Origin of the sequence: Vibrio sp. LB10LO1, from assembly GCF_010092875.1 — a bacterium.
Lineage (GTDB): Bacteria > Pseudomonadota > Gammaproteobacteria > Enterobacterales > Vibrionaceae > Vibrio > Vibrio campbellii.
The window spans coordinates 93702-112664 of the sequence record NZ_JAADJW010000004.1 but is presented as its reverse complement, the minus strand read 5'-3'; the positions used below and the strand labels follow the sequence as shown (position 1 = coordinate 112664).

The 18963-nt window shown below is 46.6% G+C and carries 18 protein-coding genes; 7 read left to right on the top strand and 11 right to left on the bottom strand.

Annotation, left to right across the window (positions count from 1 at the left end):
• Positions 1–43 precede the first annotated feature (43 nt).
• From GXP65_RS04300 to GXP65_RS04280, 5 genes are all read right to left on the bottom strand, one after another.
• A complete protein-coding gene (locus GXP65_RS04300; RefSeq protein ID WP_162092113.1) occupies positions 44–829 on the bottom strand; it encodes an outer membrane lipoprotein-sorting protein in 786 nt (261 codons plus the stop codon).
• Entirely contained in the window at positions 822–2090 is a 1269-nt protein-coding gene (locus GXP65_RS04295) for an ABC transporter permease (RefSeq protein ID WP_162092112.1), read from the bottom strand. Before GXP65_RS04295 ends, GXP65_RS04300 begins: the two co-directional genes overlap by 8 nt.
• Complete coding sequence (locus GXP65_RS04290; protein ID WP_162092111.1) at positions 2078–2776, bottom strand: ABC transporter ATP-binding protein; 699 nt, start codon at positions 2774–2776, stop codon at positions 2078–2080. Before GXP65_RS04290 ends, GXP65_RS04295 begins: the two co-directional genes overlap by 13 nt.
• Before the next feature lie 9 nt (positions 2777–2785).
• On the bottom strand, positions 2786–3454 hold the full coding sequence (locus GXP65_RS04285; protein WP_162092110.1) for a hypothetical protein: 669 nt from the start codon (positions 3452–3454) through the stop codon (positions 2786–2788).
• 84 nt (positions 3455–3538) lie between these two features.
• Positions 3539–4459 (bottom strand): LysR family transcriptional regulator, encoded by a 921-nt coding sequence (locus GXP65_RS04280; protein WP_162092109.1) that lies wholly within the window; start codon positions 4457–4459, stop codon positions 3539–3541.
• A gap of 119 nt (positions 4460–4578) precedes the next feature.
• Here GXP65_RS04280 and GXP65_RS04275 point away from each other — a divergent pair, with 119 nt between their 5' ends.
• From GXP65_RS04275 to rodA, 3 genes are all read left to right on the top strand, one after another.
• Complete coding sequence (locus GXP65_RS04275; RefSeq protein ID WP_162092108.1) at positions 4579–5628, top strand: HlyD family secretion protein; 1050 nt, start codon at positions 4579–4581, stop codon at positions 5626–5628.
• A gap of 10 nt (positions 5629–5638) precedes the next feature.
• On the top strand, positions 5639–6649 hold the full coding sequence (locus tag GXP65_RS04270) for a DUF2955 domain-containing protein (RefSeq protein ID WP_162092107.1): 1011 nt from the start codon (positions 5639–5641) through the stop codon (positions 6647–6649).
• 316 nt (positions 6650–6965) lie between these two features.
• A complete protein-coding gene (gene rodA / locus GXP65_RS04265) occupies positions 6966–8048 on the top strand; it encodes a rod shape-determining protein RodA (RefSeq protein WP_005428884.1) in 1083 nt (360 codons plus the stop codon).
• An 82-nt stretch (positions 8049–8130) separates the two neighbouring features.
• Here the strand turns inward: rodA and GXP65_RS04260 are convergent, their stop codons facing one another.
• The 3 genes from GXP65_RS04260 to GXP65_RS04250 all read right to left on the bottom strand — a co-directional run bounded on the left by GXP65_RS04260 (position 8131) and on the right by GXP65_RS04250 (position 11212).
• Entirely contained in the window at positions 8131–8847 is a 717-nt protein-coding gene (locus tag GXP65_RS04260) for a YebC/PmpR family DNA-binding transcriptional regulator (RefSeq protein WP_005428886.1), read from the bottom strand.
• 135 nt (positions 8848–8982) lie between these two features.
• Entirely contained in the window at positions 8983–9192 is a 210-nt protein-coding gene (locus GXP65_RS04255; RefSeq protein WP_005428896.1) for a DUF3283 family protein, read from the bottom strand.
• Between the two features lie 94 nt (positions 9193–9286).
• The gene (locus GXP65_RS04250) at positions 9287–11212 is read right to left on the bottom strand and encodes an ATP-binding protein (protein WP_162092106.1); all 1926 of its coding nucleotides are present in this window, start codon (positions 11210–11212) and stop codon (positions 9287–9289) included.
• A 68-nt stretch (positions 11213–11280) separates the two neighbouring features.
• Between GXP65_RS04250 and GXP65_RS04245 the strand changes: the two genes are divergently transcribed.
• Positions 11281–12036, top strand: coding sequence for a transporter substrate-binding domain-containing protein (locus GXP65_RS04245; protein ID WP_045371263.1), 756 nt, complete (start codon positions 11281–11283; stop codon positions 12034–12036).
• 80 nt (positions 12037–12116) lie between these two features.
• Here the strand turns inward: GXP65_RS04245 and ribA are convergent, their stop codons facing one another.
• Both ribA and GXP65_RS04235 read right to left on the bottom strand, forming a co-directional pair.
• A complete protein-coding gene (gene ribA / locus GXP65_RS04240) occupies positions 12117–13175 on the bottom strand; it encodes a GTP cyclohydrolase II (RefSeq protein WP_080637460.1) in 1059 nt (352 codons plus the stop codon).
• Between the two features lie 164 nt (positions 13176–13339).
• The gene (locus tag GXP65_RS04235; RefSeq protein ID WP_005428900.1) at positions 13340–13537 is read right to left on the bottom strand and encodes a hypothetical protein; all 198 of its coding nucleotides are present in this window, start codon (positions 13535–13537) and stop codon (positions 13340–13342) included.
• A gap of 361 nt (positions 13538–13898) precedes the next feature.
• On the opposite strand from GXP65_RS04235, the gene GXP65_RS04230 reads away from it, so the two are divergent.
• Genes GXP65_RS04230 through GXP65_RS04220 form a run of 3 tightly spaced genes read left to right on the top strand, consistent with a single transcriptional unit; the run spans position 13899 to position 16149 of the window.
• Positions 13899–14753, top strand: a complete 855-nt coding sequence (locus GXP65_RS04230; protein WP_045399602.1) for an ABC transporter ATP-binding protein — start codon at positions 13899–13901, stop codon at positions 14751–14753.
• Positions 14750–15682, top strand: a complete 933-nt coding sequence (locus tag GXP65_RS04225) for an ATP-binding cassette domain-containing protein (protein ID WP_039986455.1) — start codon at positions 14750–14752, stop codon at positions 15680–15682. The genes GXP65_RS04230 and GXP65_RS04225 overlap by 4 nt, the downstream gene beginning before the upstream one ends.
• Positions 15682–16149, top strand: a complete 468-nt coding sequence (locus GXP65_RS04220; RefSeq protein ID WP_162092105.1) for a transcriptional regulator — start codon at positions 15682–15684, stop codon at positions 16147–16149. Before GXP65_RS04225 ends, GXP65_RS04220 begins: the two co-directional genes overlap by 1 nt.
• A 324-nt stretch (positions 16150–16473) precedes the next feature.
• Here GXP65_RS04220 and GXP65_RS04215 read toward each other — a convergent pair whose 3' ends face one another.
• Complete coding sequence (locus GXP65_RS04215) at positions 16474–18444, bottom strand: replication initiator protein RctB domain-containing protein (RefSeq protein WP_012130354.1); 1971 nt, start codon at positions 18442–18444, stop codon at positions 16474–16476.
• Positions 18445–18963 lie beyond the last annotated feature (519 nt).

Below are 18963 nucleotides of genomic sequence, written 5' to 3'. Positions count from 1 at the left end.
GACTTCCTTGCTCGTTTTCTTGGTTCTATTTACGGAATTCACGCTAAAGCTGAGTCGTATTGGCTTTAGGCAGATAGCTTGGGTTGTAGAACTTGTTGTCCAGTTGCCAAGGCACGATTTCTTGGTACTCGATAACGGTCTTTTTGCTCGGCTGAATGCTATCAAGCAAGGTCATCTCACTGACGTAGTCTTCACCGTTGTCGCTTGCACGTCCGTATTGCGCTTGCTTGGCGAGTTTGCCCGAGCGCAAGTAAAGATCAGCTTTGATTGGAAACGCATCTTGCTCAGACAACCACAAGTCGATCTTCTGATAGCTCGCCCCTTTGGTTTTCGCGGTTAACGCAAGGTGATAAGCCGCGACACTTTCTCCGTTCACCGAAACAGCTTCTGTCGCTTTCCATTCACCTTGATAATCTTGGCTCCACGTCAGGGTTGAGATGTCGCCGATAGACGCTTCACCAAGCAGCTTCTGCATTGGTGTAATGCGAATCGGACGGCGGCTCTTTGGCATTTGCAGCCAGTAGTTGTCGCCCATCATCAGCATCTTTTGCCCAGCTTCGACTGCTGATTTGAACACCACCAGCGATTCACGATTTGGACGCGTGTACACGTGGTAAAGGCGGGTTTTATCTAACTCTTGGTCTTGATATAAGCGCACCAGAGACACCACTTTGGAGGAATCATCGTGCAAGCGGTAGCTATCCGCTTTTTCAATCAATTGCGCGACTTGCTGTGCATCTAGCGGTGTTTCATTAGCACTGGCATTCATGCTTGCAACGCCAGTTACCGTCAGCAATGCAATTGGTAATAGTGATTTGAAATTAAACATAAATCAGTGCCTCCGTAATTGGCTTGTTCACCCCTTTGCGCGCCGAGAAAAACGCCGCAACCAAACAAATCATCAATACTGCGAATCCTGCAACAGCCACCAGCTCCCAAGAAAAGTAAATCGTCAATGGATAACCTTCGGTGCGTCCTGGCGGTGGCGGCATTTGCACATCCACTACCATCAGTAAGACGGTAACTAACCCAGTAAACAAAGCGCCGATTAAGCTGCCAATCACCGCAAGTAACCCTGCTTCGCGCAAGAACCCAGCAATGATTTCACGAGGGTAGCTACCAAGTGCTGACAATGTGCCGATTTCACGTGTACGCTCGGTGACTGACATGGTCATGGTGTTGAACAGCGCAACAAAGACCACTAACGCCATTACTGCGCCCATGATGCCGAAGATACGGTCGTACAAACCTTTCACTTTGAGATAGAAGAACGCACGCTCTTGCCAAGGCGTAATCTCAATATCTTGATCGCCAAAGTTCTTCTTTTGCTTACTCAGAACCGAAGCCACTTGTTGCTCGACTTGGCTAGTTAAACTGGTATCGAACAGAAAGACCGACAACGCGCTGACTTTGTCTGAACCGAGCAGCGATTGCGCGCTGTTGATGTGTACGTACAGCTGGCGTTTATCAAGCTCAGGCACGCCGGTTGAGTAGATGCCACGTACTTTGAAGTCATACGCATTCAATGCGCCATCGGTAGTTGTCGCCAGCAAGGTAATCCAATCGCCAAAGTGCACGCTTAGGTTGTTCGCCAAATCAACGCCGAGCATCACTTCTGGCTCTGCTGGGTCATAACGCGATGCATGAATGTTGGAAAGTGTTTGCCCTTCGCGCACATCCAAAAACGGTCCTTTCATATCGAATTCGCGTTCGTTCACGCCAATGCCGATAAAGATCGAGGACTTGTTGCCGTTGGAAATCAAACCGCTGAACTCAACTCGTGGTTGAACGCCTCGCACTTCATTCAAACCTATCAATTGCTTGGTGATGTCGTCGGCATGAGTTAACCCGTTACTCAGCGGCATCTCTTCTTCTTTAGCGAAGTAACCCGGTGTGGTTAACGTTAGATGCCCCGTGTCACGCGCTGTCGACTCTTTCAAGCTGTCGTAGGTGTACAGACCAAAACCGCCCGCACTGGTTAAGGCAAACACGGCAATGGCGATGATCACCATCGACAACAAACTGCGGCGGCGATTGCGTTGCAGATTCAACCAAGCAAGGCGAACGGAAACTGGAATTAGCTTGCCCATGAAACCTCCTCCACACTTGCGTGCGTTTGGGTGATTTTGCCGTCCACCAATTCAATGGTGCGATCACAGCGGGATGCCATACGAGGGTCGTGTGTAGCGACAATAAAAGTGGTACCAAGCTCGTGTCCAAGTCCTTTCATAATGTCGATGACCTTGTTGGCAGTTTGACTATCAAGACTTGCGGTTGGCTCATCAGCAATCACCAATGCTGGTTTGTGTACTAACGCACGAGCAATTGCCACACGTTGTTGCTGACCGCCCGACAAGTTATCGGGCATATGATGAATAAATTCGCCCAAGCCAACGTGTTCTAGCATTTGCGTAGCGAGCTCGGTTTGCTCTGCTTTTAAAAAGCCGTTGAGGTGTAACGGATACGCCACGTTCTCTAACGCTGTCATCACGGGGACAAGATTGAATTTTTGGAACACAAAACCAAGCTTTTCACGGCGCATTTTCGCCGCTTGCATTTGTCCGGTTGGGTATGGGCTGCCTGTAAATGTCACCTGACCTTGGTATTGAGTATCCAGCATGCCAAGCACGTTAAGTAAGGTGCTTTTGCCTGAGCCCGACGGTCCGCACAGCGCCACCATTTCGCCCGCAAACACTTCACCAGACACGTCTCGCAATGCACGTACGGTTTGGCTGCCAAGGGCGTAATCGCGACTGAGTTGATTAAAAACGATCATGACGCCTCCCTAATACTTGGCTAGCAACGCTTTCGCGGTTTGCGTTTCTAGATTGCTGTCGCCCAATTGCTCCATTTGCGCTAACCATGTTTTGGCTTGTTGAACATCTTCAGCGCGCAGTGCCGCTTCAATGGCATAACGGTAAATCCACGAAGTAGCCGAGAAAGGTTGTTGGCTAAAACTCGCGTCATCGAGCAGAGAAAGGTACAGCTCGTAGCCACGCTCAAAGTGATTGAACATGTCTGGCAGAGAGGTAAACGTAGTGGCTGCCATGGCGGTGGCTAATTGGTATTCCGGCAAGCCTTGTAAGCGTTGTTGCTCTTGCAGTGGTACTGGCTGATTCGCCATTAAATCCAGACCTTTTTGGATTGTGGCAAGACCGCACTCGGTGAACTTCATCTTGTTCCAAGGCATAAACGCCTCACGACCTTGCAACGTCTCCGCACTGCCCAAGTAAACTAAGGTCACCGGCGTTGCGCCTTGCTCTTCGAGTTGTTTGGATAATTCGCCGTAAACGGTATCAACTAAGCCAGAGTCACCTTGCGCTGCTTGGTTGAATTGACTGAGTGTGCGCTCACTTGGGTTAGCCAGAGCCAAATTGCTGCTGAGTGCAAATGCGGCGATAAACGTACTTGCCAGTTTAAGAGCTTTGATTGAGCGAGATTGAGAAACCATCATGTACTGTCCTTAGTTGAACGTGATTTGATGGTTTCAGATTAAGGGAGAAGATCGCACGCTGCTTTTGCATGCGACCAATGGCAGTTATGCGGAGTGAATGGTATTGAGAGAGGATGAATGGTTTTGCATTTCGGCAGCCTGCAATATCGCCTCAATCATTAAGCTGAGAGCCTTAGGCTGGTAGTTGCGTTGGCGATAAACCAGATAAGCTTGACGATCCCCACGGCTGTAGGACTGCGCAACCTGCACCAAATTCAGCTCAGGTTTCACATGACGAATGGGAATCGAGGCGATCCCCAAGCCGTTTTCCACTGCTTTGATCACTGCGGTTATATCATTGACCACTAAGCGCGGCTTGCAGTTGAGCATGTCCACCAGCTTGTCTTGTTGGTAAATAGGCACTTGCGTGGTGTGCGTGCTGGCAACCCAATCTTGCTTGGCTAAATCCTCTAAGCTTTCAATATTGCCACCCGCTTGCGCTAGGTACTCTGGGCTAACAAAAAAGGCGTGCTCCGCTTTAAACAACGGACGAGCGATCATGTCATCTAACCCATCCAATTCGAATGTCACCACCAGATCGCGATCGGTTTCTGGAATCGAATTCACTTGGCTAAGCAGCAGATCGATGGTCACTTTGGGGTAGGTTTTGATGTAGTCCTCAACCACCTTGTCGACCAAGTCATTGTAGAAGCGGCTTGGCATCACCAATCGAATTCGCCCTTCGACTTGTTGGCTTTGTTGGTTGAGCTGCAAAATGCCAGATTCAATCTGCGCCATCGCACTGCTGAGCTGATCAAACGCCTGTAGGCCTGTCTCGGTTGCCACCAACTCACGCCCTTTCTTCTCCAGCAATCTGAGCCCTAGACGTGCTTCCAGCGCCGATAAACGACGAGACATGGTAGAGACCGGCAATTCGAGCTTTTTCGCTGCCGCGAGTAGAGAGCCTTGCTCAACCACTGAGCAAAACAGGTACAGATCATCAACGTTTCCAAATATGGAATTCATACTTCTTCCATTGGTTATTTTTTCTAATTTTAGATGAGTATAACCTAGCCCACGTAGAAAAGAGACCCGAATATGCCGTGAACGCGGCGCTTAATAACGAATGAATACTAGGTACAGACGTGAAAGAAAATATTTATAAATACGCGATATACACTGTTTTTTCAGCGGCAGCTTTGTTCTCCGCTTTTTTAGTAACTTCAGATAATGTTTCCCCTTTCACCACCCAAGCGACACTGCATCGCAATGTCGCAACCATTGCGCCGGAGGTATCGGGCGTGATCACAGATGTGATGGTGAATAACGGTGAATTGGTTGAAAAAGGTCAGCCACTGTTTGCTATCGATGCCAGCAGCTACCAATTGAAAGTGGCACAAGCCAAAGCCGAACTGCGCCAAGCACGTGAATCAGATTCCGCGAAATGGCAACAATTGGCAGCAGCGAAACAAACCCAAAGCCAACGCGAGTTCGAATACCACAACGCGAAGCAAAAACTGGCGCGTAACCAAAAACTGCGCAATAAAGGGCTGGCAACTGAGCAAGAGCTTGATGACGCGATAACCAATACACAAGTTGCCAGCAGCGCCGTTGAAGCAGCAAACGCGGAAGTGAAACGTATTGAGGCAGAGCTTTCTACTCAAGACCGCACAGCAGCTATTGAACTAGCAGAAGCAAAACTTGCCAGTGCGGAGCTGGACCTAAGCCACACCCAAATCGTGGCGCAAACCGAAGGCGTGGTAACAAACTTGCAACTGCAATCAGGCAGCTACATTACACAAGGCACAGCGTCATTGATGCTGGTGGACGAAGCTCACGCGTGGATCAGTGCGGACTTCAACGAAAAAGGCATTGATAAGCTAACTAATGGTCGCGAAGTGTTGGTGTCCTTCGATGCACTACCGGGCAAAGTGTTTACTGGTGAAGTCAGCAGCCAAGAGCGTGCGATTTACGATACCAACAATGCTAATGGACAGCTTTCTAACGTGACCAATGATACTCGTTGGATCCGTGAGCAACAGAAAGTGCGTACCCGCATTACAGTTAACGAATTGGATCCTTCAATGATTTCTGGTTCACGAGCGAGTGTGATCGTTGAAAGCGGCAATCCTGTTATGGATGTCATTGGTTCGGCTTGGATTCACTTGGTGGCGATGTTCCGCTACATCTACTAAGGGGTGAACCATGTGGACCTTCGAAAGCCTGTTTCAAAACCGTTCTGAGCGCAATGAAGCACTGCGTGTCGCCCTTACTGTGACGATTTGTATGGTGCTGGGCAAACTGCTGAACCTTGATTCTCCAGTTTATCTGGCGCTGTATCCAACCATCATCATGACCAAGAACAAAGACTATTCTTGGCTTGGTCTGCTTCGCACCTTGCTACCTACGTTATTAGCAGCAAGTACAGCATTGGTGGTGACTGAAGTGTTTTCACAGCATCCGTTTGTGGTGTGGACCATTAGCTTGTTCTTCTTCGACTTTATGCGCCGTAGAGCAACCACACCGCCGAAGAAAGGTCAGATGCTAATGCCAACCTTCAACTGGATTCTGATTGTGGTGTTTGCTCAGCACACTACCATGGACATGCCAATGCGCATTCATGAAATCTTGCTGTCGATGCTGATTACCATGGTCGTCGCAAAAACCATGGTAGCTCTGTTCCCTGTTGAACGTGGCGGTAAGCCTCCAGCATTTAAGGAAGAACCCGTCACGTTTGAAAGCCGAGCCATTTCACTCGCGTTGATTGGTCTTGGTGTCGCGTTTTTGATGATTGTCGACATCATCTCAGCAACGTTTTGTTTGGTGCCAGTGATTGCCGCAGCAACGCAAACCACACACAAAAGCTTTATCGACGTGGTTGACCGCCGTTTTCAAACTCAAGTGGGTGGCTGTGCATTAGCTGTAGTGTTCACCTTGTTGATGGCAGGGCATCAATCAACATTCGGTTACTACACCATCGTATTGGGTTTGCTTGCTTTTATGATCACCGCATCAATGGCAAAAGCGAAAGGCCCAGCCAAAGACGTTCATGCTGATGCATTGTTGGCGACCATGCTGCCGATTCAGCTGTACATGACCAGCAGCGAACTGGGCTTGGAAAGCACCTTCCTTCGAGCTTGGGAGCTCACCGTGACTTTGTTTGTGCTTTGGGCGCTGTACCATTTCACGCATAAAGCAGAAAAAGCCCAAGCGTAATCACGCCATCGCCTTAAGTGCACAATACTTAAGGCGACTCTTGTTCTTATCGCGCTCATTTCATTGCGCTGTCTGTACCAATTTCCATTTCAACCTTATAAAAAGTGTGGCGTAAAACCTCAGCCTGGTGTATTTATCCATCCCACGGCTTTCCAGGTCAGCTTACCCATAACAGGCGGCGTCGCACACTCCTCTATTGCACACCTTTGCGTGGTGTCTGTTATCTCCAAATTGGATTCTTAGCATCGGAATAGTTTGAGCTCGCAGAGTTCTGGTTGTTTTCGCCCCGCGTTGGGGCGTTTTTAGGTTGTAGAAGATGAACAAGCGTTTCTTCCCTAGGATTGATTTGCCACTGCTGATGGCGATCATTCCGATCATGCTATTGAGTTCACTCACTCTCTGGAGTGCCAGTGGATTCAATGAAGCTATGCTCTTTAAGCACCTCGCTCGATGCGGTTTGACGCTGGTGTGTATTTTGGTGATGTCGTCGATTCCTGCGTCCAGTTATCAGCGTTCAGCGCCTTATTTGTATCTGGTTGCGGTTTCGCTCTTGGCTGCCGTTGCGCTGTTTGGCGATAGCACCAATGGCTCGCAGCGTTGGCTCGATATCGGCTTCTTCCGCTTCCAGCCTTCGGAACTTATCAAGCTTTCAATCCCCATTATGATCGCGTGGATGCTGCATCTAGAAGGTGGCCGACCAGACATTCGCAAAATTGCTTTCTGTTTGCTGATCACCTTTGTGCCTGCGGGCTTGATTGCCTTACAGCCAGACTTGGACGGTGCTATCTTCACGGTGATCTACGCGTTGTTTGTGCTGTTCTTTGCTGGCATGAGCTGGAAGATAATTGGCGGCTTTTTGGTGAGTATTCTTACGCTGGCGCCAATACTCTGGTTCTTTGTGATGGAAGCGTATCAGAAGAGCCGTGTAACGCAGTTCTTGCACCCTGAATCGGATCCACTGGGTTCGGGCTACCAAATCATCCAATCGTTGATTGCGATTGGTTCTGGCGGCATGAAAGGCAAAGGCTGGATGAATGCCACTCAAGGTACGTTAGGGTTTATTCCAGAGAGCCATACTGACTTTATCTTTTCGACCTACGCAGAAGAATGGGGCTTTATTGGTTGTGTGGTGTTGTTAGCGTTGTATTTATTCATTACGGCGCGTGTGATGCTGCTAGCGTGCCAATCTGAGCACTTCTTCAGTCGCTTAGTGAGCGGCGCATTGGCGATGAGCTTCTTCCTTTACGCCTTCATCAACACAGGCATGGTAAGTGGCTTGTTGCCAGTAATGGGCAGCCCACTGCCGTTCTTTAGCTACGGTGGTACTGCGATGCTAACCCAAGGCATCTGTTTTGGCGTGATCATGTCGCTGTGTTACTCCAAGTATCGAAACACCTAAACGCTAGTCCCAATAAAAAAGACAAACAACACGATCAAAAAAGGCTTCCCTCGGGAAGCCTTTTTACAACTGGAGAACCGAATTACAGTTCGCCGTTGTGGTATACCTGTTGAACGTCGTCACAGTCATCTAGAAGGTCTAGGAACTTCTGGAATTTCTCTGCGTCTTCACCCGCTACTGGCGTGTGAGTTTGCGGAACGAATGTGATTTCTTCAACGTCGATCGTTAGATCTGGGAATGCACCGTTAAGCGCAGTTTTTGTTTTGAAGAACTCTGTGTGAGGTGCGAATACAGTGATAACACCGTCTTCTAGCTCAACGTCAGTAACGTCCACGTCTTCCATCATTAGCGTTTCTAGGATGATTTCATCATCTTCGCCTTTGAACTGGAATACAGCTTGGTGATCGAACATGTGAGAAACAGAACCTTCAACACCAATTTTCGCACCCACTTTAACAAAGCATTGGCGAACGTCTTGGAATGTACGGTTACCGTTGTCTGTTAGACAGTCTACGATCACGCTTGTGCCGCCAGGGCCAAAGCCTTCGTAACGTGCTGGTGTGTAGTCTTCACCACCGCCGCCGTTCGCTTTGTCGATCGCTTTATCGATAACGTGTGCAGGAACTTGGTCTTTTTTCGCTTTTGCGATCAGGTGCTTCAGAGACAAGTTCATGTCTGGATCACCACCACCGTTTTTCGCGCACATGTAAATTTCTTTACCGTATTTGGAATAAACTTTAATTTTTGCGCCTGCAGTTTTCGCCATAGAGGCTTTGCGCACTTCAAAACTTCTTCCCATCGGGATGTCTCTCTAAATTCAAATTTAATGCGAAGGATTTTAGCAAAGAGTGAACAGTTTTACCTTTCACCTTGCAAAGGAATGGGGAGGAAACCTCATTCGCCGCTGTGGTTTACACCAGAGCCACGGTTCGCTTTATGCGACACCCATTACTCGTTTGTACTTATCGACCGCCTGTTGAAAAAAGACTTTTTCGTCAGCGTCGTTAATCTTAGACAGCTGTTCTTCTATTACCTCTGGACCAGATTTCGCTTCTTTAAGCTTCCAAACCAAAAAAGACGCTTGTTTATCAAGTTCGATTTTGTTTTTCTCGTCAGGCGGTAACAGGGATAGATTGAACGACATTCACAGCCTCAAGGTACTTTAATAAATACTAGCCGCGCACTATAGCACACAGATTTGACTTTTAAGAAGTGAAACGCACTTTACTTGATCAATTTCAAGTTGCTTGTTTCGGATTCGATCGCGTTTGCAATGACTCTGGTAGGTATCGCTCAAAGATTTGCTGCAAGCGCTCTTTTGTCACCGGTTTAGCAACAAATTCGTTCATCCCTGCATCAAAGCAGCGTTGTTGATCTTCTTTAATTACATTGGCACTTAAAGCAATGATCGGCACTTGCTGTCCCCACTCGCCCATCTTACGAATGTTTTCAGTGGCAATAAATCCATCCATCACTGGCATTTGGCAGTCCATCAGAATTAAATCGAACTGATGAGTTTGGCATTGTCGAAGTGCATCTTCACCGTGTTCGGCGACATTCACCTGCATGCCAAGTTTCTCTAACATCATTCGCACGACTTTCTGATTCACCGCCGTGTCTTCAACGACCAGAATCCAAGGCTTGCCCTCATCTTTGGTCGTTTGGATATGTTCAGCAGCAATCGCATTGCTCACCCCATTCGGAAAATCAAACACGTTAGGCGTCTGAGGAGAGATAGACTTATCGCTGACGATATTGAGTGGAATGGTGAATTCAAAGCAGCTGCCTAGACCGGGTTCACTGGTCAGACGGATTTCCCCGCCCATAACTTCAACTAAACTGTTGCAGATTGCTAAGCCCAAACCAGTACCGCCGTATTTACGCGTGGTACTGCCATCGGCTTGCTGAAACTTCTCAAATACCGTTTGCTGGTTTTCTTTAGCAATGCCAATGCCTGAGTCCACCACTCGAAAATGCACGCCGGCAACATCCGCTTCCCGACTCACCTGTGACACCATCAACTTAACGTGTCCACGCTCAGTGAACTTCACTGCGTTACTGAGCAAATTGCTCAACACTTGTTTGAGTCTGCCCATATCCCCTTTCACCTCTAACGGTAACTGAGGGTCGATATCACAAACCAGTTGTAGACCTTTCTGCTGCGCTTTGACGGTATGAAGACGCCCTACCTCGTGAAGTAAATCGAGTAGATTGTAGGTCGTGGCTTCCAGTTCAATCTTACCCGCTTCAATTTTAGAAAAGTCGAGGATGTCGTCGATGATCACCATTAGCGAGTTGGAAGAGCTATTGATTATGGATACGAAGTCTTTTTGTTGCTCATCGAGTTTGGTATCTCCGAGCAACGAAGCAATACCAATAATGCCGTTCATTGGTGTGCGAATCTCATGACTCATGGTGGCAAGGAATTCGCTTTTCTTTCGGTTTGCGACTTCAGCTTTATCGCGCGCTTGTTCAATTTCTAATTGGTGTTCACTGATACGCTCAACGCTTCGGTTGTATTTGCGCTCCAACAAACTGACTTCATCAAAGAACCAACGTTTGGGCAATGTCACTTTGCTTGGTACATGGCCCCCGCTGAAATCGCTTACGGCCCCAGAGAGCAGCTCTAGAGGCTTCACCATCAAGCGAAACGTGACCCACAAAACACCTAGGATGAGTAAAAAGATCTTGATCGCTTCCGCGATCACCAGAAAAAAGAAGGTTTGCCATAACCCTTGATAGATCTGGGTAAGATCCGATTGAACTGTGACTTCAGCAAGATCATAAGTTTTTACCCCCATATCGTATTGCAAGGGCCACTGCCGCTCGATCCGATCTTCCGTTAATGCGCTGCCTAGTTCGAAGATCACTTCATCTGGCGTCGCAATTCTTAAATAATCCACCGAGGGTAAACGCATTGCTCCTTCTGCCTGAGTAAGTAATAGCTCTCGATCTTCAACCCACAAACTGGCAGAAAAACTGGATAAGTAACTGGTTTTCACCTGCTCAAGCTCACTATCTAGACGAGCAAGATCATCGTTGAAATCACGATATAAACTGATGGAAGAGCTGATTATGGTAAAGATTAAACTCAACACAAAAATCGCCAGCATCAATTGATTTCCGATACTAAATCGGCGCTGAGCTCGCTCTTTTATCTCCATATGAAATCGCTCCCTTAAACTTGCGCTAATATAAATATAGTCAGGTCGCGACAATAATCGAGGTTAGGATGAAAGGACTGTTACGAACATTAGGCTTTAGTTTTATAGCCTTAAGCTCTTACGCTATGGCAAGTGAAGTGAATTATTACGTGATAGCTGATCAAGCCAGACCATTTCAAATTGAGCAGCAAGGTGAACAACATTCAGGAATTGTGACAGACATTGTTAGTGCTATCTTTGCCGAATCCGATTATGAAGTGAAATACCACACCTACCCATTCAAGCGCATGATTTCGGTACTCGAAGCGGGGGGAGAAGAAAATTGGGTCACTTACGGCAGCCCAAAATGGGGGAAGATTCAATCGGAAAATCTCTCAGAACAACCTATTTACACTGTAAAACACGTATTGGTATCGAGCAGTAAAGCACCATTCAAATTCAGCGATATGCAGCACATGCAAGGTCGTTCAATTGTGCTTCTACTTGGCTTTGATTACCCGAATCTCAGCCCTTTTTTTGAAAACGGTACCGTCAATGAAATGCGCGTCAAAGATTACGAGGCCGCCTATCGCGTTTTACAACGAACCCCTGGCGATACCGCGTTTGTCGAAATGGAATCGCGCGTCGTGTACAACATCCATCGTTTAGAACTGCCGATGGGTGACTTCCAGATTCAATCTTTCAGCGCAGTGATACCAGACTACGCCATCTATCTCGCTTTCTCCCCTAAGATGAACCCCAAAGTGCAGAGCTTTATCAATAAGCGCCTAGCAGAACTAAAAAGTTCCGGAAAACTCGACGACATCATCAAAAAATATATCTAGCTAGCCGCTCACACCCAATCTGTAACAAAAACCGCCAGCTTTGATTAGCTGGCGGTTTAATTTTTATATCGTCTCTATGATTAATCTTGTTCTACAAACTTAGGGTCAAACATATGGCCAAGCTTATTGGCTTTGGTTTGAAGGTAGTGTTGATTATGGGGATTATTGCCTTCTTGCAGAGGTACCCGCTCAACCACATTGATGTTCACCTTCTTCAGCGCTGCGAGCTTACGTGGATTGTTGGTCATCAAACGTACTTTATCGATTCCAAGATGCTCCAGCATCCCCTTACAAAACGCGTAATCACGCATATCGGCAGCAAAGCCAAGACGCTCATTGGCTTCAACAGTGTCGGCACCTTCATCTTGAAGATGATACGCACGAATCTTGTTGATTAAGCCGATTCCCCTTCCCTCTTGGCGTAAATAGAGCAGCACGCCACAGCCTTCTTCGACAATATTTTGCAACGCACGGTTAAGCTGGAAACCACAATCACAACGAGTACTAAACAATGCATCACCGGTTAAACACTCTGAGTGCAAACGAATCAGCGGAGCCTTACTTCTGGCTGGGTCACCATACACCAAAGCCAGATGCTCTTTTCCCGTCGCGTTCTCGATAAAACCATGCATGATAAACGTGCCCCATTGGGTAGGCAGTTTGGCTTTATCGACAAAGCGCACCAAGTTATATGGCTTTACATGCTTTAGCTCTGCACGTACGTTCATCAAAATCTCTCCTAAATGGTTTTCTCCAGAACCGTCACCCCCATCGCCCCAGAATGCATCTTTGTGCGAGTGTTCGGTGAGACACGCGTTGCCGGTCTGCATCAACTGTTTCGCAAGCTGAGGGTTTTGCAGAAACTTCTCACGAACGATAAACGCCATCACTGAGAGTTTGTCGTCATCCCAATCTTCTCTTACTAGGTGCTGATATTTGCGGCTTAAAGCAAAGGCTTCGTCGGGGCTTTTGGCTAAGAAGATTTTGTTTTGCAGTTTGAGGTCACTGAATTTTTGAGCTTGGTAATAGTGTTCGCTAGTGGGCCAAGATTGGGTAGAGACTTTGATGGGAGCTTGGCAAAAATTGGAGAGGAAACCGTGGGATTCATCGGGTTCATAGAAAAGGATCTGATCAACCATAATCGTACTCCTGACGTTGCTACTTAATAGTCAACAAAAAGCATATCGCTATTGATATAATGTTTAGTAACGCAGGATAAGAAAGTCAAACAATGGGTTATAAAACAAAAAATGAAAAGGGCAGCCTTATGACTACCCCGTGGTTTTATTCCGCAGTGCGAGAATTAGTGAATTAAGCCAAGTTCCCTTGCCTCTTCGATGCTCAAGCCGCTTTCACGGATCTCACGAAGTGCTTCAATACGACGTCTTGCTTCGGCAGATTTCACGATTTTCTCTGGTCTCACAACGGTTTCTTCTTCTGGGAGTTCCCATTTGTGAGCGATGTTGCTCATCTCTTCATGGTCGATAGAATTAATGGACATATTTCCTCCGAACACACCATGTTTTCGATGGGTAATCTATAGCAAACCACCAATGCAGAGGTAAGAAAAACTGTAGGGAAATGTGACCCCTTTCGACCTTTCATCAACTCGTTAATAGATTCATCATTTAGTTTTTGCAAACACGCTTTTTAGCGTTTAGATTTGAAGAATTCCCCCTACGAAAAGTGAGCTGATCCAGCTCTCATTTTTCCCCCACAAATTCACACGTTCATAACGGAAAAAATTCTTTTTATTACACTCAACTTTCGAGTCACTTCACTGATCAGACGGTTTTATCTTTCGCAAACCTTACACACCTGATAATGATAATAATTATCTTTTGTATTGGTAAGGTGTAATTATGAGTGAACTAAACCTGAATCAGGCATTCCACTCTGATCCCGTCATTCAGATCAGAAACTTATGCGTGGACTACATCACCGACAACGGTGATTTTAATGCCGTGAAATCGGTAAGCTTCGATATTGGCAAGGGCGAAATATTTGGTCTGGCGGGTGAATCAGGCTGTGGCAAAAGTACCATAGCTTTCTCTATCAACCGTCTACACAAACCGCCTGCATTTATCTCTGGGGGACAAATTTTATTTGAAGGCAAGGATATCCTTCGTCTGCCTGACAATGAGCTAAATACGCTGCGCTGGAGCGAGATTGCCATGGTGTTTCAAAGTGCCATGAACTCACTAAACCCCGTTCTCACCGTTCAAGAACAGTTTGCCGACGTATTACGCCACCACAAAGGATTAACCAACGAGCAAGCCAAAGACCGCGCAGAGAAGCTTCTCGATTTGGTCAACATTCCGAGAAATCGTCTGGGAGAATACCCACATCAGTTCTCCGGTGGCATGCGTCAGCGTTTGGTGATTGCGATTGCCCTATCCCTCAATCCCAAATTGATCATCATGGACGAGCCAACCACGGCGCTCGATGTGGTGGTTCAACGTGAAATCTTGCAGCAAATCTATCAGTTACGTGACGAGTTTGGCTTCTCAGTGCTCTTTATTACCCACGATTTAGCGCTTATGAGCCAATTGTGCGACCGCATTGCCATCATGCGCCACGGCAAGATTGTTGAAGTGAATAGCTCATACGAAATCCGCAATCATCCTCAACACGAATACACCCAAAAGCTATGGGCTTCGTTCCCGAATATTCACGATGTACATAAACAGCCACAAACGGAAGGAGCGCCAGCATGAGTGAACCGATCATCCAAATGAAAAACGTGATCAAGGAATTCAAAGTCGGTGGTGGCTTCGCCAAAGAAGAAACCTTCCGTGCGCTTCAGGGCGTGAGCTTTGATCTTTATGCAGGTAAAACCCTTGCGCTAGTGGGCGAATCAGGCTGCGGCAAAAGCACCTGCGCGCGATTGATTACCAAGGTGTATCCAGCCAGCGATGGTGAAATTCTTTTCAACGGCAAAAACATTAACGACATTACTGCTCGCGGCGAGATTCAGGACTACCGCAGCAAGGTTCAGATGGTGTTTCAAGACCCTTTTGGCTCATTAAATCCAACCCATACTATTCGCCACCATTTAACTCGCCCACTGAAGATTCATAAGCAGGTGAAGAGTGACAAAGAAATCCCAGCCAAACTGCTAGAGCTGCTGGATTTGGTCGAACTACCAGAGGAAACGCTCAACAAATTCCCTCACGAACTCAGTGGCGGTCAGCGTCAGCGTGTCAATCTCGCCCGTGCTCTGGCGGTAGGTTCACAGCTCATTCTTGCTGATGAACCGACGTCGATGCTGGATGTATCGATTCGTTTAGGTGTACTCAACCTGATGCAACGTATGAAGCAAGAGTTAGGAATTGGCTTTCTGTACATTACTCATGACCTTGCGACTGCGCATTACATCGCAGAAGAAACCGCGGTGATGTACAAAGGACAAATTGTGGAATGGGGAGACACTCAAGCGATCTTAAAGAATCCACAGCATCCATACACTAAGTTATTGATCTCTGCAGTGCCAGATCCTGATCTACCATTTGGCAACCTTGTAGAAAGTGAACCAAACTATTCAGTAGATGCCGATGAGATCCGCAGTCGCAGCAGCGTTGTGGTCGAAGACTATGATCAAATCGGACCAAATCACTTTGTAAAACAATGGACTGAGGCAGCCTAATGGATTTGATGACCTGGCAAGATCAACTATCAGATTGGTATGACAATCGGAAGCATGATCAAGTAGAAAGCTTAGAAGCGATCTTATACCAAGCGCCTGTTGCTGTGTTTGGTCCAGAACTGACGGACGAACAGAGTAAAGCTATCGCTTGTTGGCTAGATGGCTGCCTAAGAGTCTTTCAACACGCTAGGCATCAAGACCATAAAAAAGCCTTTCAAATCCTCCAATACACAGGTGCGAAGCTAGAACAAGCGGCTTGCCAGCCGATGACCGATATTCTTATCAAGGATTGGTGTCTCAAACGTTTGCAGCATTTGACCGTTCTGGCGCTAGAGTTCTGCAATCAGCAACACGATCAAAATGAGTGGCAGCAGCAGGCGAGCAACTTGATCGAGTCACACGTTGCATTGATGCGATCGTTAAATTGGAATGAAACCAGGGAGCATGATCAAGGATTACGTCATTGATTCGGAAAGATGATCAAGGTAACAGACCGAGACTTGTCAGTTATAAGCAGATGCACAGGACAGGAATTTTAGATAAAAAAAAGCGAGTTTCTTGAGGAGAAACTCGCGAAGTCTATTCAGAATGAATGTAACAATATGAGCCAATCTATTAATCATCAGAAAGGACAAAAGGTTGTCTATTCGGGATAAATCTTAGTCTGCCCTCGGAACCGCAATGTCAGTGATTTGTAAGAGTTAGGTCTGATTTCCATCAGTGCAATTCATTGTTACATTCTGAACCAATTAGTCATGCTTATTACTCAAAAAGCATCCGCTTGATTCATATTAAATCGCCATTTCATCAAGTGCTCTGAATACCATCTCATCCATGTGCCCCTCGAAAATCTGGCGACACACTTTTCGGCGAACGGCTAAGCCTGCGATTAGACGCTCAATGGTGAGATGTTTGACATCGTTTTGGCTGTTAAACAGCTCGACTGTTTTGCTTAATGTCTCGTAAGGCAGAGGTGCATCCCCTACTCGCAAGAAATCGAGCTTGTCTATGAAGTCAGAACACTCTTCTTTGATTGAGGCATAGGAATGCCCTGTCATCGCCGATAAAGCCGTTATACTGCGTTCTAGAGCCTCTGGAGAGGTATATTTGGATAGAGTAATGGTTATCTCGTCCGCATTGATCTCAACTAGGTGCTTTTTCTGCTTCACTCGGCGGCCCAAATTACCACGTGGAGAGGGAGCTTTACGCTGAATAGGCTCAAATTCGCCGTCTATGATGCCTGAGAGCTCGTCTAGCTGCTGCCTCGTAACCATTTCATTACGAAGTGGGTTTGGCAGCGTAGGGGCCATATTACGCTTTCCTGCGTTGGTCGTACGAGCACGCGAGTAACGCAATACTTCTTCCACATCGCATTTGATGTCGATTTGGTAGTCCATCACTTTGCCGTTTTCGATCATGGTCTCGATCGTTAAGTGATAGCCCCATAAGTTCACAACAAAAAGATCTTCCGTCCCTTTACCATCAGACAGGCGCTTCAACTCACGGATCAGATCCATTGAGAAACGACGCCATTCGATGTTACGGGCCAGTTTTTGGTTCAGCTCACTCAATAACATGCAATCGGTGTGTCTACGCACCATACGACTACGGAAGAACGAGTACAACTGGAACACCAAGGTGTGTTGTTTCAGAATTTCTGGCGGGAACAAGAAGAAATAATCACGCGTAAGCAGTTCTTCATAGAACGACGGTTCCCACACGAGGATGTAAAGGTTTGGCTTAATGCGAATTTCACCGTCAGCGCCTTCTGTTGGTGCTTCTTCCGATGCAGTGATGGTTCGAGCAAGAAAACGGAAACGATCACTCTTGAAGCCTTCTGGCATGTTTTCACTCAACCAGCGGCCAGTGAGCTCGTGCAATTGGAAATCAGTAAACTCGATACGATCAATACTGTCGCGGATTGAATCTCGTGCAGGGCCGCTGTCTTTCTTGCCACGTAATGACAAGATATCCGTGATGTACAACGGGGTTTTATTCGGCACATGCGCCGCGTCCATGTGGTACTGATCTTTGTGATGATCATGGTATTGCACAGTCAGCGTAAACAGAGCAAACAAGGTCATCAGATCGTCCACTGTCATGATGTTTTTCGACGATCGTGTTTCAATCACGGCTTTGGTGCCAGAGATCGAAACCATGGATTTCTGGTAACTCTTGCGAGTGCGTGGAGGCGCTAAGGCTTGGTCGATGATCCCTGCCCAATTAGTTGGAGAAACGACAAATTGATCCGCTTCATCCTTCATCATCGGTGGGGTATTCAAACCATGTTCATTCAACAGGCGCTTGTTCACTTGGGTTTGCGCTAAGGCCTTAGAACGCTTTTGCTTTTCGCTCTGACGAACTTTTTCTGTAACTAAGCTGGTGGCACCTAACGCTGAGATGAGCTGGTTCGGGTTGACGAACTTGTGCAGCATGGTTTTGCCAGCAAGGCCTTCTTCAAAACGTACTGGTGTTTGATGAAACAAACCAATGTTCACAGCAGCACGTAAGCGTTGTTGCAAGGCGGCTCTGGTCAGTTGACCGTCGGTTGCTTCAACAATTTCTGTTGTCGATACCAAACCGTCTTTGCTGCTGAATCCTCGTAAAGAGATCAGATTAAGCAACTCTAAGATGCTCTTGGTTACCCCTTTGAAGTGTTGGTATTGTTCTACCCAATCTGCAGAAGATTCGTGTACCTCAAAAAGGTGCCCATCCTTATGGCTTCTTGGCGCTTTAATCAGAATTTTTTCATCAGCGGTCATTTTAGATCCAGATCACACTAGCCGTAGTTTTGCTATGGTTCCGAAGAATAAAGAAAAACAGATCATAAATAAAGAAAAAATCTTTGTTTTTTAAATAACTGATCTTTTTGATTAATCTGATCTTATTGTTTATATGATCTAATGATCTGAAGATTTTTGCTTGCGTAAGTTTCTGTTTTAAATAGGTATTTTAAAGTGGCACTCTGGAACTATGATCATGAACATTCCGAAACGATGATCAACAAATCCCTGAAAGCATGATCACAAAGTCTCGTAAGCATGATCATTAAGTTTCTGAAAAGATGATCAAAAAGGTCCTGAAACGATGATCATGATGTTTGTACAACTTATCCACAGAAATACCGTGAAGGCTTGGAAAAGTTTGTTCTGATTTGCTGTAAAGCAAGGGCATTTTACCTTCGGATCAATGATCAAGAGCGTCGCTTTCCATCGTTCTGCAATGAACTGTGAATACAATTTACGCAAATGCTGAAATATTCCTCAGTTTTAAGCTAGCCG